Origin of the sequence: Cutibacterium sp. (assembly GCF_030525615.1) — a bacterium.
GTDB lineage: Bacteria > Actinomycetota > Actinomycetes > Propionibacteriales > Propionibacteriaceae > Cutibacterium.
Map to the genome: position 1 here is coordinate 1 of NZ_JAUNEJ010000004.1, position 13,544 is coordinate 13,544.

Sequence of the window (13,544 nt, forward strand, 5' to 3'; positions counted from 1 at the left end):
CCTCACCGACGCCAACGGCAAGGTCCTGGCCAAGGGTGTGTGCGGCGATCACGCCGAGATCACCACGGTGACTCCAACGCCGTCACCGTCGGTCAGCCCGGCCCCGTCGGTCAGCCCGGCCCCGGCACCTACGAAGGTTCCGGTCAGCCTGACTCACCCCGGAGTCATGCCTCGCACTGGTGTGTGATGTCGAATCATGGTGATCCGGTAAGGATCACCGCCGGCTAACACGACGGGGTGCCCTATCGCTGATGGGGCACCCCGTCTTTGCATATATGCCACTTAGCCCCCGACACAGTCCTCACCGGCCCATAACGGGCAGACGCTCCGACCACCACACCAATCCGCCCCGAATAAATCGTCCACGCGGGAGTGTGGCCTTTGAACGTACTTGGGCTTCGCGATGCAACGTCATAGGTCCAGCTGTGTGTTTTACACTTCGATTGTGATCGCCGTTGACCCTTCAGACACCAACCCTCACCCTGCCCGTACCCTCGTCATGGGGGTCGTCAACGTCACTCCTAACTCTTTTTCTGATGGAGGCATGTGGGCGGATCCTGAAGTGGCCATTCGTCACGCCCGTGATCTCGTCGCTCAGGGAGCCGACATTATTGACGTCGGTGGCGAATCCACTCGGCCGGGCGCCGCTCGCACCTTTGAGGACGAGGAATTGCACCGCGTCCTCCCGGTCGTCAAAGCGCTGGCTTCCGACGGGGTTACCGTTTCTGTCGATACCATGCGTTCCTCTGTTGCGGAGGCTGTCGTTGAAGCTGGAGCCAGGATCGTGAACGACGTTTCCGGAGGCAAAGCCGACCCAGAAATTCTCAACGTTGTCGCCGGTACCGGGGTTGACTACGTGCTTATGCATTGGCGTGGACAGTCGGCAACGATGCAGGGCCTCATCCACTATGAGGATGTGGTCGCCGACGTCATCTCCGAGATTTCACAGCAGGTTGACGCGGCTCAGACTGCCGGCATTGAGCGCGAGCGGATCATCGTTGACCCCGGAATCGGTTTCTCTAAGACGACTGAGCAGAACTGGCAGCTCATCGACGCAGCGGATGTGTTCCAAAAAGAGTTTAAGGACCTCCGCGTGGTGTGGGGAGTTAGCCGCAAGCGCTTCCTCGGCGAACTCCTCGCTGATAACGGCCAGGACCGACCTGCCTTGGAGCGCGACGCCGGCACGATGGCTCTGTCGACTTATTTCGCCCTCCATCATGCCTGGTGCGTGCGCACCCACGAGGTCCGCGCCAACCGCGACGCAATGGAGACCATCGCTCGTGTCCTCGCCTGAGGTGCGGTCCTGAGTTGGGGGCCTGAGTTCGAGTCCTCGTCTGAGGCTGCCGACCAAGCGGTGCTGACGAGTCGATGGGTAATCTGCCGTCATGACCGATGGACAGATCACGTTGACCGGTATTCGTGCGCACGCAAACCATGGTGTCCTCGCCAGCGAGCGTGAGCTCGGTCAGCCCTTTATCGTTGACGCCACCCTCGATGTCGATATGGACACCGACTCTGACGACCTCACCGAAGCCGTCAATTATGCGACCGTGGCACAGCAGGTGCTTAATGTCGTCGCCGGGGAGCCGGTGAACCTTATCGAAACCCTGGCCGGCAGGATTGCCGATACCGTTCTTGCGATCAGTCCGCGAGTCCGTTGCGTCGAAATAACCGTCCACAAGCCACACGCCCCGGTCGGAGTGACCCTCGATGACGTGGCCGTGACGTGCCGAAAGGAGGCCGAGTGAAAACCGTCTTTAGTCTGGGGTCCAACGTCGGGGACTCATTTGCTCACCTTAGTGACGCCGTACGTCTCATTGCTGAAACCCCCGGGATTCGTGACGTCGTCGTCTCGCCTGTCTACGTCACGGCGCCCGTCGGGGGGGTCAAGCAGGACGATTTCCTTAACGTCGTCGTTGTCGCCACCTCTGAGCTGCCCCCGCCGGTCCTGCTGGAACGCGCCCACGTCATCGAGGAGGTTCACGACCGTGAGCGCACTATCCGGAATGGTCCGCGCACCCTCGACGTCGACCTCATCGTCGTTGGTACCGAGACCATCGGTACTGATGACCTCACCTTGCCCCACCCCCGCGCCCACGAGCGTGCCTTTGTCCTGGTGCCTTGGTTCGACGTCGACCCCGACGCGCAATTGCCCGGGTACGGCCCGATCGCCCCTCTGGTGGCTGCTTTTGATCCTGGCGATCTGGACGAGGCTGTTAAGCCTTATCCCCGCCAGATTGACGTGCCTGGTGTCACGAATGCGAGAAGATGGGATGAGACGCACGACGAGGAGGATGCATGACACGGAGCCTGCCACCCTACTGGGATGACGACCGGCGTCCCGACGACGGCGACGACCCTCAGGGCAATCTCGCTCCGACTGACTGGAAGACCATCATCGTGGCAGCCCTGTGTGGAGCTGCTCTGGGGTGGTTCGCGCTGAGTGTCTACAAGGTCAGTAACAGCACCGTTCCCATCCTGCCGTGGTCTCTTCCTCTGGTTGTGCTGGTCGCGGCCATCGCAACGTGGGGATATGCCAGAGTGTTTCGAGCCAAGGTCGTCGATCCAAAGCGCGAGGTTGAGGCGAATCAAGGTCTCGTCTCACTGGCTCTTGGAAAGGCGATCGCTCTGTCGGGTGCAGCCCTTGTCGGAGCGTGCATTGTGTACGTTCTCACCTACGTGTGGCACCTTGATATCCCTTACCCGAGACAGCGGACGATCGTCGGGGCGGTAACAGCAATCACCTGTGCGATTATGGCGTGGGCCGGGTGGTTTCTCGAGAATGCCTGCAAGGTCCCCAAAGGCCCCGAGGACCCCGACAAGCACCCCAAGAAGTGACGCGGCTATGAGATCGCGACTCGCCCGTGTTTAGTGCTTGACCAAAGGTCCAATGGGGCTATACACGTCAGCGTCTCGCACGGTATGATTAACCGCGTGAGCGGCGTGCATGATCTCAAACGGGTTGAAAAGGACAGTGGCGAGCGCAAGGGCGTACTCGTCATTCTTATCGTGGCGACAGTCGTTGCCATCGCCTGCGGAGTGATTCCTTCCATTTGGGCGGCCCGAGCGGGTGTGCTTGTGGCCCTCGTCGGAGCATGGGTTTCGGTGTTCATGGCGTGGCGTCAGGTGGATGCCATGCGCCGGATGCACTATGACGCCCTCAAGGAACTTCGACACGCTGCCTCCGAGCAGGAAAAGCGTCACCATGCCGAGTCCATGGAGATGATCGACACCTTCTCGCGCCGTGTCGGGTCTATCTCAAAGGCACTGGCTGATACTCGCGCCAAGCTGGATCGTGCTGAGACCGAGCTGTCAACTCTCCGAGGGGACAAGGCCGCTCTGCAATACAAGGTCACCGCTGGTAACAAGAAAGTCACCTCCCTCGAGATGCACATCGCGGAGCTGGAGACCGAGCTTGACACATTGCTTGCTGAAGGGCGCTCGGGGCGTCTCGGAGCGCTGCGTACCGTCACTGATGCGGGAGTCCCCACCGCCGACGAGATCTGGGAACGTGGTAACGACGCGACCATTGCTGATCTCTCCCGCGTCGCCTTCCCCCGTCTGTCTGAGGAGACTCGCGTAACTCGTCGCCAGGCCTGATATTTAGTTGCCCAAACGTCATGTGGGGTCCAGCATTCCGCTGGACCCCACATGTGTTGTCTGAAGAGTGTCTAGTCCGCGTCGCTACTTGTCCAGGTCTCCTAAGGTCCATCCAAGGGATGCGATAGTGGCCTCGACGTCGCAGGTACGGGTACCCGGTAGGACGGCTTCCAGGGTTTGGACGTTGGCAAAGGTGGGGGTTCGCAGCGCCAATCGCCACGGCGTCGTGCTGCCGCGAGATTCCAGCAGGTATCCAGCGCGTCCCCAGGGGGCCTCCATAGCGGTCCAGGTGCGCCCGCGAGGAACCTTGATGACCGTTGGCAGACGAGTCTCCAACGGCCCTTCCAGGCCTGGCAGGCGGTCCAGAATTTGACGACACAGGCTTGACGACACCGTCACATCGTCGCACAGGGCCGCCAGCCGGGAGTAAGCGTCCCCTTGGGGCCTGCGAGCGATCTCAGGCCAGCTCAGTTCGGTGTAGACGGGGGAAGCCTTGCGAGTGTCTAGGTCGATTCCGCTGGCTCGGGAAACGGGTCCTGAAAGGCCGTAGGCGTCAACCATGGGTGGGTCGATGACAGCGACGTCGCGGATGTCGGTGGCAGTATCGAGGATTTCGCGCAGCCGGGGGAGAAGGGCGTCAGTCTCGTCGAGCCATGTTCGTAGGTCTGGGCACCATTCCTGTTCCGGGCGGATCTTGACTCCTCCGATCCGTGTGACCATGGGATGAATACGGTTTCCGGAACATGATTGCCAGATCGTTCGAGATTTTTCGACCGTGGACGCAATCTGATTCTCAAGTACTTCGTCATCACAGTGATGGCCCAGCCATGACAAAAATGAGATGTGTGAGGTGATTCTGCTGAACTCTGTGAGCAGGGTTCGTATCCATGTCACCCGGGCCGGTACGGTAATCCCCATCGCCTCTTCGATGACATGTGCTGCGCCTGTCTCACCGATGAAAGGTGCCGTCCAGTCATGGCGTGATGCGAGCATGGGAATCTGCCGATAATCACGAACTTCGAACAGTTTTTCATCCCCGCGATGAAGGTGGCCAACATCCACTTGTGCGGACGTGACAACATCGCCGTCGACGGTTGTGGCAATACTGACCAGGCCTGGTCTTGTCGGGTGCAGATGCCCCAGATCAAGCTGGATCACCTCATATTCCCCGCCAGATTCCCCATGTGGAGTTTCTGCCGCAGTACTCGCCATCATCGATCCGACGACGAACAAGATCTTTCGCGTGGAACTGAACACACCTTGAGGATGCCTCATTGCGCGTCCAGATGCATCTCCAAGACCCTCATTCGATAAAAAGAACAGAAGTCGCCTTGTGATTTTCTGTGCGATGAACATAAACTGTGGTTCAAAAGCCGAAGTTACGGCGCAAGGTTGAAAGGAATGCTATGGCCCAGCGTGTGCGTGTTGATCTTGTCGATGACGTGGATGGAAGCCCTGCTGAGGAATCCGTCATTTTTGGCCTCGACGGTGTCAACTATGTGATTGACCTGTCCGCAGAGAACGCCTCGAAGCTGCGCGATGATCTGTCCAAGTGGACCTCGAATGCTCGACGCACCGGAGGTCGTCGCACCCGTGGGCATCGCCCCACCGGCGGCCCGACCGCCAATGAGGTTCGTCAGTGGGCCAAAGGACAGGGCTACGAGGTCTCGGAGCGTGGCCGCGTCTCCAATGAGATCCGTGCGGCCTACGATCGTGCTCACTGATCCCAGTTATGTGATCGCCTGACAAGGCGGGGGCGACGCCGGAGCGATAAAGCTCCGGCGTCGTGCTGTTCCGTGCGGGACGTGCTGTTTTGTCCAGGTTGTGCCAGCGGCGTAAGCGGGTATCACAGATCTGTCGTCGGCGGTTATTAGACTGATGACACAGACTGGCGGTTCAGTGCCGTCGGTTGGTTGCATGAAGGTTTCACGCGACCGAGGGTGGATCTTTCTGCCGGTGTTTGCCGGTGGTCGGTCTGCTCCACATACGAGGAGAGTTCATGTTCGAACGGTTCACCGATCGGGCCCGCCGGGTCGTCGTCCTGGCCCAGGATGAGGCCAAGGCCCTGAACCACAATTACATCGGCACCGAGCACCTGCTGCTCGGACTCATCAGTGAAGGCGAGGGCGTTGCCGCCAAGGCTCTCGAATCCCTTGACATTTCCCTGGAGGCAGTTCGCGCCCAGGTTGAGGAAATCATTGGCCACGGCACGTCGACGCCAACTGGCCACATTCCTTTCACCCCGCGTGCCAAGAAGGTTCTTGAGTTGAGCCTGCGCGAGGCCCTCCAGATGAATCACTCCTATATCGGTACCGAGCACATCCTGCTCGGCCTCATCCGTGAGGGAGAAGGCGTTGCCGCCCAGGTGTTGATCCGCCTTGGCGCTGACCTCAATACGGTTCGCAACAGCGTCTTGCAGTTGCTGCAGGGTTACCAGGGCGACGAGCGTCAGGCTGCTACTTCTGGCGCGCCCGAGGCCGGTCCGCAGCAGTCCTCGGCAACGGTCCTTGACCAGTTCGGTCGCAACCTTACCGACGCTGCCCGTGACGGCCAGCTTGATCCGGTTATCGGGCGCGAGAATGAGATCGAGCGGGTCATGGTGGTGCTGAGCCGGCGTACCAAGAACAACCCGGTTTTGGTCGGAGAACCAGGCGTCGGCAAGTCCGCCTGCGTCGAGGGGCTGGCCCAGGCCATCGTGCGCGGAGATGTCCCCGAGACTCTGCGTGACAAGAAGATCTACTCTTTGGATCTCGGCTCCATGGTCGCCGGATCGCGGTATCGCGGCGATTTCGAGGAGAGGATGAAGAAGGTCCTCAAGGAGATCAAGAACCGCGGCGACATCATCTTGTTCATCGACGAGATCCACACCATCGTCGGCGCCGGTGCTGCTGAAGGAGCCATCGACGCTGCCAGCATGCTCAAACCAATGCTGGCGCGTGGCGAGTTGCAGACGATTGGCGCGACGACCCTTGACGAGTATCGCAAGTACATTGAGAAGGACGCCGCCTTGGAGCGTCGCTTCCAACCGATTCAGGTTGCTGAGCCGTCGATCCCGTTGGCGATTGAGATTCTCAAAGGTCTTCGTGACCGTTATGAAGCTCACCACAAGATCACCATCACCGACGAGGCCATTACCTCGGCAGCCAATCTTGCGGCCCGCTACATTCAGGATCGCTTCTTGCCTGACAAGGCCATCGATCTCATTGACGAGGCCGGCGCTCGGATGAACATTCGCCGCATGACGGCCCCGCCAGATTTGCGAGAATTCGACGAGCAGATCGCCCACGTGCGCGTGGAGAAGGAAGCGGCCATCGACGCTCAGGACTTCGAGCGTGCTGCTGGGCTGCGCGACGACGAGAAGAAACTTCTCGCCGAGCGGGAGGCCAAGGAAGAGGAATGGAAGCAGGGTGACGAGTCGGTTCCGAGTGTTGTCGGCCCTGACGAGATTGCCGAGGTGCTTTCCGGTGCCACCGGTATCCCGGTCTTTAAACTCACCGAAGAGGAGTCTCAGCGGCTGCTCCACATGGAAGATGAGATCGGCAAGCGTTACGTCGGTCAGGAAGATGCCGTCAAGGCTTTGTGCCGCTCCATTCGTCGTACCCGTGCCGGGCTGAAGGATCCGAAGCGTCCAGCTGGTTCGTTCATCTTCGCTGGCCCGTCCGGGGTCGGCAAGACCGAGCTCACTAAGGCCCTCACTGAGTTCCTCTTTGGTGACGAGGACGCCCTCATCACTTTGGACATGAGCGAGTATTCCGAGAAGCACACCGCGTCGCGGATGTTCGGTTCCCCGCCCGGGTTCGTCGGTTACGAGGAGGGTGGTCAGCTTACTGAGAAGGTGCGCCGCAAGCCGTTTAGCGTCATCCTTTTCGACGAGATCGAGAAGGCCCATCCTGACATCTTCAACTCCTTGTTGCAGATTCTCGATGAGGGACGTCTCACTGACGCTCAGGGGCGCGTGGTGGACTTCAAGAACACCGTTATCGTGCTGACGACCAACCTCGGTACCCGGGACATCTCCAAGTCGGTCAACCTGGGCTTCTCCAAGGCCAATGACACCGAGTCCAGCTACGAGAAGATGAAGGCCAAGGTCACCGAGGAACTCAAGGGACACTTCCGTCCCGAGTTCCTCAACCGCCTCGACGAGATCATCGTCTTTCGCCAGCTCACCCAGTCCGACATCCTGCGGATCGTCGACCTCATGGTGGATCAGCTGGAGCAGCGTCTGGAAGACAAAAACATGGGAATCGAGGTCACCCCGGCTGCCAAAGAGCTGCTGTCCAAGCGAGGCTTCGACCCGCTGCTGGGTGCCCGTCCGTTGCGTCGCACGATTCAGCGCGACATCGAGGACGTCATGGCCGAGAAGATCCTCTTCGGTGATGTCAAACCCGGTCAGATCGTGGTTGTCGACGCTGCCCCAGAGGGTTCCGAGGAGCCGTTTGTGTTCAAGGGCACTGAACGCTCCGAGCTTCCCGACGAGGTTCCTGAGGAGCTCACCTCCTCGGCAGGGGACAGTAGCGACGGCCAGTAGGACTGATCGGCAGAGCTAAATGTTGTGGCCCGGCGCACGTGAGCGTCGGGCCACAAATCTGTATCGCGCCGGTGCGGTTCGCCTAGATGTAGTTGTTCTGCCGGGCGCAACTGCACGGCGGGGGAACCCGATCGCCATGCCGTCGCCCCCCACACTCTCGTTAGCGAAGAGTCCGTTTCATGGCAGAGCGGCTGCCGGTTGTAGTGACATCTGCGGATCCCCGGGCATCACGGGTGCGCTTTCACGCCAAGACAGCCTGGAGGGCGAAGGACACCAGCCAGTGGGTGGACATGAAGTCGCCATCGGTGATCTGAGAGGCCACCTCGTCGAGCTGACGATCAGTGGCGGCCTCGACCCGATGACGAGCGTCGTCGGCAAGCCAGCTAGAGAGCACTCGCAGCTGCCAGGCACGCGACAAGCTCAGCCCATACAGGTGGGCGAGCTTGCCGTCAGTGCCGTCGGTCACTTCAGGTACGTCCAGGAGGTTGTCGTCAGCTTGTCCTAACCGCGGCAGGAACGTGTGGAGCCATCTGGCGAACTCATCAGGGCGACCTTCGATGTCGTACACCCGCGCCATGAGGTGCGCTTCGCTCAACGCCGCCGATAGGAAGTCATTGCCGCTGGGTTCCCAGGACGACGGATAGTCGGTGTCGTCGTCGAAGAAGCGGTGGGAATGCTCGACGACGGCACCGACGACGTCGCTGCGTCCCAGGGATTGAGCGGCGTCGAGGCACAGGCCAATACCGAATGCGGTGTTGTCATGGGTACCAGTGCGTACTGGAAAGGTCATCGTCGGCAGCCAGTCCAGCAGGTTGTCGAAGATCTGGCGTCCGACGATCCGAGTCGCGGACGCCCACTCCGGCGAATTGCTCGTCATGGTGGCCAGCGCTGAACACTTGGCGGACAACAGAGCTGCCCATCCCCACCCGTAAGGACGTTCGTAGCCGCGATGAACCCGCAGGTACTCCGCCTCCACCTGAGCGTTCTCATGGGTTAGGCGCGCGTTAAGAAGGTCAACCAGGCCGTCGGTGGTTTCGCGATCAATCGACTGACGGGCGTTTTCGAGGAGGGTGAGGGCTGACCACTGCATGTGAGCCGAGGAATGCCAGTCCAGACAGCCATGAAAACACGGGTGGAGGCGCCACGGCGTGACATCGACATCAGTAGGTCCCTGGGACTGGTGGGCCGATCCCCACGGGAAAGGCCGTTGAAGGCCGTCAATGATCGTCGTGGCCCATCCTTGGGCGTAATCGTCAAGGATCACAGCAAACCTCCTGGGAAGCAGCACAGGTACATGATGAGAATGTTGCACAACAGCAACGGAACAGCGGTGGGAATCTGAGCCTTAATAGGACCATAGCTGTCGTCAAGCTCAAGTAGCGCTGCGGGGACCAGATTGAAGTTCGCGGCCATCGGGGTACACAATGTTCCGCAGAATCCAGCCAACATGCCGATCGCGAAGATGGCAGCCATGTTGCCATCGAAGTGCTGAATGAGTAGTGGCCAACCGATGGCAGCCGTCATCACCGGGAATGCCGCAAAGGCGTTGCCCATGATGAGAGTGAACAAAGCCATGCCAATGCAATACACGCACACTGCGGCAAATAGGCTTCCCGACGGCAGAATCCACGAGATAATGCGCCCCACCGCATCGCCGACCCCGGCGTTGTTGAACAGGGTGCCCAAAGTTGCCAAGAACTGCGGCAGGATCGCAGCCCAGCCGATATGACCGACCAGCCGGTCGCCTTCCTTGAAAGGCACCATGGGGGAGCGCACCTTGAACATCATCATGGCGACGACCAGAGCGATTAGTGAGGCCGCTCCCAACCCGATGATGGTAGCCATGCCGGTCTCCAACAGCGGATTCCCATCAAAGGACAGGTCGCGCATACCGGCCACAGCAAAGATCGCGGCGATGATCGGAATGGTGAGCGCGGGCACAAAGAGCTTGTTGCCGAACTTGTCGGAGAGCTTCTCCCGTTGTGCGTCCGTGGTGGTTTCGGTGGATCCTCTCCCTGGGAAGCCACACGCTGCCAGTACTGCAAGCAGCAGCACGGCAATACCTTCTACCAGAGCAGGCGCGGTCTTGTTGACGACGAAGGTGCCGTATCCGAAGCAGAAGGCCATGATTGCCCAGAAGGCTGCTGACCCAAACCGTTTCTTGTCATCGCGATCGCGCAGCCGAATGACCGCGATGATGAGGAAGAGAATCCCGCACAGCCAGTAGAACCATTCCACCTTTATCATTCGCTGACCTCCTGCTCAGGGTTGCCGCCTGAGGGCAGGCTGACAGCGCGGTCAGGTTCAGGGGTGGTCTCGACATCAACGTCATCGCCACCTTCGGCAGCCATCTTGGCGAGTTTACGGTCCAGCAGCCACATCCGTGGGGCGTGGATGAGGAAGGCGCAGATGGCCGTCGGAATGGCCCACAGCGCGATTTGAATTGCCTCAAGCTTGAGGTTGTAGGTGGCGTCGACGAATCCGGTGATGAGCAGAATCGATCCGATAGCGATGAAGACGTCCTCGCCGAAGAACAGCCCGATAGTGTCCGCTGAGGACGCGTAGGAGCGCAGTTTCTCTCTCATCTTGCGGGTGTAGCGGGGGTGGTTGCGTCGGGCAGCGGCCTCAGCCATGGGTACGACGAGAGGACGCACCGCTTGGGCCGGTCCACCGATGGACGACAGCCCCAGTGCAGCGGTGATTTGGCGAACGGCAAGGTAGGCGGCGAGGAGTTTCCCAGCCGTCATGGATTTCATTTTCGACATCAGATGGCCGGCCTGCTGCATGAGACCGTGGCGTTCCAGCAATCCGATGACGGGCAGCACCACGATGAAGATTGTCACGGACCGGGAACTGGCGAATCCAGTCCCGAAGGTCTCGATGATCTCAACTGGCGACATGCCGGCGATAAGGCCGGCAGCGACACCGGCCACTGCGACCACGAGCATGGCGTTGAGCCGCAACGCAAAGCCGACGATGACGATCGCCACGGCAATCAGAACCCACATAGTGCGCTCCTTTCCTCAATGTTTCGGGATACCTTGTCGGGTGATTTTAGAAGTGCAGTGTGTCAGTCTGATTTAGCGGCTTCACCGGCGAAAATATCGTCACGAGCAGACAAACTGGGGCAGTCTTGGCTCATGGCAACTGTTGATCTCAATGCAGACATGGGGGAGTCCTTCGGGTCGTGGAGTATGGGTGACGACGAGTCCCTGCTGGGGATCGTCACCTCGGCGAACGTGGCTTGCGGGTTTCATGCTGGCGACGCCGTCGTCATGGGGCGCACCTGCAAAGCCGCCGCTGAACACGGGGTATGCGTGGGAGCCCACGTCTCCTACCGGGACTTGGCAGGGTTCGGTCGTAACTTCGTCGACGTCGATCCCGGAAGGCTGCGCGACGAGATCATTTACCAGTTGTCCGCGCTGCGTGGGGTTGCTGCGGTTCATGGCGCGTCGGTGCGCTATGTCAAACCTCATGGCGCCTTGTACAACGCCATCGTCCACCATGAGGCGCAGGCCAGGGCCGTCGTCGAGGCGATCGTGGCCGTCAATAGGGCCACAGATGATGACTTGGCCATCCTCGGGCTGCCTGGAGCTCTCGTCCTCGACCTCGCGGAACAGAACGGGGTCAGGGCTTTGCGCGAGGCCTTTGCCGATCGGGCATATAACCCGGACGGGACCCTGGTGTCGCGACGTCAGGAGGGATCGGTACTGCACGATCCCGACGTTGTTGGTGAGAGGGTCGTCAAGCTGGTGACTCAAGGGACGGTGACTGCTATTGATGGCACGGAGGTGAGAATCCAGGCCGATTCGGTGTGCGTTCACGGTGACGCCCCGGGAGCTGTCGCGATGGCCACGTCGGTGCGAGACCGTCTTGCCGCTGCCGGCGTCGATCTACGGGCTGCCGCATGAGACTGTTGCCGGCCGGGCGGACGGCAGTACTGGTTGAGCTGGACGACGCCGCTCAGCGGCGACGGTTGCACCGCGCCCTCAGCGATCATCCGGCGGCAGGAACGGTCGATCTTGTTCCGGCTCAGACGACCGTGCTTGTGCAAGTGGAGTCTGCTGACCTGCTGCCGGGTGCCGTCACCCATGTTCGAGACCTGCTCGCTGGAGGGTTGAACGCTGTCGAAGAGGGGTTACGAGATCCGGTGCCGGTGCCGGTGCGTTACGACGGATTAGATCTGTCCGACGTGGCCGATGTGCTTGACATGACCACCGACGAGCTGGTGAAGCGTCACAGCAGCCAATTGTGGACGGTGGAATTCGCTGGGTTCATGCCTGGATTCGGATACATGACCGGGGCTGATTGGCCGTTCCGAATTCCGCGTCGGTCCAGTCCTCGCACCCGGATTCCGCCCGGCAGCGTCGCTTTGGCCGACGGATTCACGGGGGCGTACCCGCAGGCCTCCCCGGGCGGTTGGCAGATCATTGGGACAACCAAGGCGACGCTGTGGGACGAGAAGGCTGTTCCTCCGGCCCTGCTGTCGCCAGGGGCCGTTGTCGAGTTCCAGGTGGTGACGTCATGACTCACTTCGTGGTGGAGGTGCCCGGACCACGAACCCTCATCGAGGATGCGGGACGCCGTGGGTTGGCCGACTTAGGGATCAGCGGTTGCGGGGTGTGGGATCGTCGGGCTTATCAAGACGGTGCTCGACTTGTCGGCAACCCCGCCGGTCTGGGGTGCCTGGAAATCTTGCTTGGCCCAGTGCGGTTGAAGTGCGTTGGAGGGCCGGTTCTTGTGGCTTTGACGGGGGCTGATGTGCAGATCACTGTGGATGGGTCACGGCGTCCCAGTGGTCGTGGATTCCTGGTAGCTGATGGTCAGACAATAACGGTCGGTGTGCCGACGACGGGGCTGCGGAGCTATTTGTCGGTCACCGGCGGTATTAGCGCGACGCCTGCTTTCGCTAGCGTCTCGGCCGATCCGACGCGAGAGATGGGACCGGCTCCGCTGGTTACCGGCGACGTCATTACCGTAGGGGAAGGGCCAGCTGGCGTCATCGACACCAGAGCTGTTGACGTCAAAGCGGCACCACAAGAACTCATCGTCCATGGTGTGTGGGGGCCTCGTGACGATTGGTTCACTGACGACGGGCGACGCGTCCTTGAGGAAACAGCGTGGCGGGTCGCAGAAGCGAGCGACAGGGTCGGGACGCGGCTGGAAGGACCATCCCTGGAACGGGCAGTTACGGGGGAGCTGACGAGCGAGCCGGTGGTGCGAGGGGCAATCCAGGTGCCCACCTCGGGAGTGCCTTTGATTTTCGGGCCAGATCATCCGACGACCGGGGGGTACCCAGTTATTGGGGTTGCCGATTTCGACGACGCCGACCGTCTTGCTCAGGCTCGGGCCGGGGTGGTCGTGAGGTTCTCGATGTCCACGCAATCATGGTGACGGTTGCGCTTTTGAAGCCGTA

General features: G+C 60.6%; 14 protein-coding genes and 1 pseudogene. 11 read left to right on the forward strand and 4 right to left on the reverse strand.

Annotation, left to right across the window (positions count from 1 at the left end; genetic code table 11):
• From Q4B98_RS06930 to Q4B98_RS06955, 6 genes and pseudogenes are all read left to right on the forward strand, one after another.
• Positions 1–187, forward strand: a pseudogene (locus tag Q4B98_RS06930) (hypothetical protein); the annotation flags it as partial.
• A 258-nt stretch (positions 188–445) separates the two neighbouring features.
• A complete protein-coding gene (gene folP / locus Q4B98_RS06935; protein WP_303196405.1) occupies positions 446–1,294 on the forward strand; it encodes a dihydropteroate synthase in 849 nt (282 codons plus the stop codon).
• A gap of 91 nt (positions 1,295–1,385) precedes the next feature.
• Positions 1,386–1,748 carry a dihydroneopterin aldolase gene (gene folB, locus Q4B98_RS06940; RefSeq protein ID WP_303196406.1) on the forward strand — a complete coding sequence of 121 codons (363 nt, stop codon included), beginning with the start codon at positions 1,386–1,388 and terminating at the stop codon, positions 1,746–1,748.
• Complete coding sequence (gene folK / locus Q4B98_RS06945) at positions 1,745–2,302, forward strand: 2-amino-4-hydroxy-6-hydroxymethyldihydropteridine diphosphokinase (protein ID WP_303196407.1); 558 nt, start codon at positions 1,745–1,747, stop codon at positions 2,300–2,302. The genes folB and folK overlap by 4 nt, the downstream gene beginning before the upstream one ends.
• The gene (locus Q4B98_RS06950) at positions 2,299–2,838 is read left to right on the forward strand and encodes a DUF3180 domain-containing protein (protein ID WP_303196408.1); all 540 of its coding nucleotides are present in this window, start codon (positions 2,299–2,301) and stop codon (positions 2,836–2,838) included. Before folK ends, Q4B98_RS06950 begins: the two co-directional genes overlap by 4 nt.
• An 84-nt stretch (positions 2,839–2,922) precedes the next feature.
• Entirely contained in the window at positions 2,923–3,600 is a 678-nt protein-coding gene (locus Q4B98_RS06955; RefSeq protein WP_303196409.1) for a cell division topological specificity factor MinE, read from the forward strand.
• 84 nt (positions 3,601–3,684) lie between these two features.
• Here Q4B98_RS06955 and Q4B98_RS06960 read toward each other — a convergent pair whose 3' ends face one another.
• The gene (locus Q4B98_RS06960; RefSeq protein WP_303196410.1) at positions 3,685–4,875 is read right to left on the reverse strand and encodes an NADH-quinone oxidoreductase subunit D; all 1,191 of its coding nucleotides are present in this window, start codon (positions 4,873–4,875) and stop codon (positions 3,685–3,687) included.
• Positions 4,876–5,006: 131 nt separating this feature from the next.
• On the opposite strand from Q4B98_RS06960, the gene Q4B98_RS06965 reads away from it, so the two are divergent.
• Together Q4B98_RS06965 and Q4B98_RS06970 are read left to right on the forward strand one after the other, a co-directional pair.
• Entirely contained in the window at positions 5,007–5,324 is a 318-nt protein-coding gene (locus Q4B98_RS06965; RefSeq protein ID WP_303196411.1) for an Lsr2 family protein, read from the forward strand.
• 275 nt (positions 5,325–5,599) lie between these two features.
• The gene (locus tag Q4B98_RS06970) at positions 5,600–8,128 is read left to right on the forward strand and encodes an ATP-dependent Clp protease ATP-binding subunit (protein ID WP_303196412.1); all 2,529 of its coding nucleotides are present in this window, start codon (positions 5,600–5,602) and stop codon (positions 8,126–8,128) included.
• Between the two features lie 241 nt (positions 8,129–8,369).
• On the opposite strand, the gene Q4B98_RS06975 is transcribed toward Q4B98_RS06970, so the two are convergent.
• From Q4B98_RS06975 to Q4B98_RS06985, 3 genes are read right to left on the reverse strand one after another with little or no spacing between them, the layout of a single operon-like run.
• Complete coding sequence (locus Q4B98_RS06975; RefSeq protein WP_303196413.1) at positions 8,370–9,392, reverse strand: DUF2891 family protein; 1,023 nt, start codon at positions 9,390–9,392, stop codon at positions 8,370–8,372.
• Complete coding sequence (locus Q4B98_RS06980) at positions 9,389–10,375, reverse strand: DUF979 domain-containing protein (protein ID WP_303196414.1); 987 nt, start codon at positions 10,373–10,375, stop codon at positions 9,389–9,391. Before Q4B98_RS06980 ends, Q4B98_RS06975 begins: the two co-directional genes overlap by 4 nt.
• On the reverse strand, positions 10,372–11,136 hold the full coding sequence (locus tag Q4B98_RS06985; protein ID WP_303196415.1) for a DUF969 domain-containing protein: 765 nt from the start codon (positions 11,134–11,136) through the stop codon (positions 10,372–10,374). The genes Q4B98_RS06980 and Q4B98_RS06985 overlap by 4 nt, the downstream gene beginning before the upstream one ends.
• Before the next feature lie 132 nt (positions 11,137–11,268).
• Between Q4B98_RS06985 and Q4B98_RS06990 the strand changes: the two genes are divergently transcribed.
• From Q4B98_RS06990 to Q4B98_RS07000, 3 genes are read left to right on the forward strand one after another with little or no spacing between them, the layout of a single operon-like run.
• A complete protein-coding gene (locus Q4B98_RS06990) occupies positions 11,269–12,039 on the forward strand; it encodes a LamB/YcsF family protein (RefSeq protein WP_303196416.1) in 771 nt (256 codons plus the stop codon).
• A complete protein-coding gene (locus Q4B98_RS06995) occupies positions 12,036–12,656 on the forward strand; it encodes an allophanate hydrolase subunit 1 (RefSeq protein ID WP_303196417.1) in 621 nt (206 codons plus the stop codon). The genes Q4B98_RS06990 and Q4B98_RS06995 overlap by 4 nt, the downstream gene beginning before the upstream one ends.
• Positions 12,653–13,522, forward strand: a complete 870-nt coding sequence (locus Q4B98_RS07000) for a biotin-dependent carboxyltransferase family protein (protein ID WP_303196418.1) — start codon at positions 12,653–12,655, stop codon at positions 13,520–13,522. The genes Q4B98_RS06995 and Q4B98_RS07000 overlap by 4 nt, the downstream gene beginning before the upstream one ends.
• Positions 13,523–13,544 lie beyond the last annotated feature (22 nt).